2 protein-coding genes and 1 pseudogene are annotated in these 1339 nt (G+C 55.5%); 2 read left to right on the top strand and 1 reads right to left on the bottom strand.

Annotated elements, in window-relative coordinates; all coding sequences use genetic code 11:
* Positions 1–49, bottom strand: a 49-nt coding sequence (locus ABEB28_RS43340) for a Rop family plasmid primer RNA-binding protein (RefSeq protein ID WP_143191287.1), incomplete at its 3' end; no start/stop codon positions are given.
* 63 nt (positions 50–112) lie between these two features.
* On the opposite strand from ABEB28_RS43340, the pseudogene ABEB28_RS42620 reads away from it, so the two are divergent.
* Positions 113–415: pseudogene (locus ABEB28_RS42620) on the top strand (MobC family plasmid mobilization relaxosome protein); the annotation flags it as partial.
* Positions 382–1339: plasmid mobilization relaxase MbeA (gene mbeA, locus ABEB28_RS43335; RefSeq protein WP_425559075.1), on the top strand; the 958-nt coding region annotated here is incomplete at its 3' end. The pseudogene ABEB28_RS42620 and the gene mbeA, both read left to right, overlap by 34 nt.

Here is a 1339-nt window from a genome sequence, read left to right as displayed (position 1 = left end):
TTCTGATAAAGCGAGCCATGTTAAGGGCTGTTTTTTCCTGTTTGGTCATGGTCTTAAGGCTCCTTGTATGGGGGATTTGTTAGGGGGAATGATACCGATGAAACGCGAGAAGATGCTCACGATACGGGTTACCGATGAGGAGCACGCCCGGTTACTGGAACGCTGCGAGGGTAAACGACTGGCGGAATGGATGCGGCGGGTCTGTCTGGGGGAGCCGGTTGCACGCACAGGAAAACTGCCGACACTGGCACCGCCATTGCTGCGGCATCTGGCTGCCATCGGGAACAACCTGAACCAGACAGCCCGGAAGGTGAACAGCGGCCAGTGGTCTTCGATTGACCGGGTTCATGTGGTGGCCGCACTGATGGCCATCGAGGGTGAATTGCGCCAGTTGCGGCAGGCTGTCAGGGAACAGNCGGTGGAAGTGGCCCGGTCGATTACCTGCTGGGGCGGGAGCGTAACCGCGAAGGCGCAACGGTGCTCCGGGGTAACCCGGAAGAAGTGCGGGAACTCATTGATTCCACGCCATTTTCGAAGAAATACACGTCAGGCGTTCTGTCGTTCGCGGAGAAGGAGCTACCACCGGGTGAACGCGAAAGAGTGATGACGAGCTTTGAGCGTGTTCTTATGCCCGGTCTCGAAAAAGACCAGTACAGCATTCTCTGGGTGGAACACCAGGATAAGGGGCGGCTCGAACTGAATTTTGTCATCCCGAACATGGAGCTACAGAGCGGTAAGCGCCTCCAGCCGTACTACGACCGTGCGGACAGGCCGAGGATAAATGCCTGGCAGACGCTGGTTAATCATCATTACGGGCTGCGTGACCCGAACGCACCGGAGAACAGACGGACGCTTGTCACGCCAAATAATCTGCCAAAAGCGAAACAGGAGGCCGCAGAAGCGATTACACGGGGTCTTGAGGCTCTTTACCATGCCGGAGCAATAAAAACGCGTCAGGAGGTCACAGAGGCGCTTACAGCGGCAGGTTTTGAGGTGGTGAGGACAACCAAAAGCAGCATCAGTATTGCCGACCCGGAGGGGGGGCGGAATCTCAGGCTAAAGGGGGCGCTGTATGAGCAATCTTTTACAAATGGGAACAGACTTCGAGAAGAAACTGAAAGAGCGAGCCGCTTCTACCGAGAACATGCTGAACAGCGAGTTCAGGAAGCTCGAAGAGTCTGTAGACAAGGCATTGAGCTTAAACAGGCAGAAAATCAGAGACGCTATCAGCGAACATACAACATCCGTGAAAAAGCAACTGGATACGCTGAGCACCACCGTGAGCATGCAGTTCAGCACCACAGAGGCCGAACTGTCCCGGCAGCAGAAAAAACTGCTC

The sequence above is a fragment of the Cryptosporangium minutisporangium genome, assembly GCF_039536245.1.
Lineage (GTDB): Bacteria > Actinomycetota > Actinomycetes > Mycobacteriales > Cryptosporangiaceae > Cryptosporangium > Cryptosporangium minutisporangium.
The sequence above is the reverse complement of the archived record's forward strand: the minus strand, read 5'-3'. Positions and strand labels throughout refer to the sequence as shown.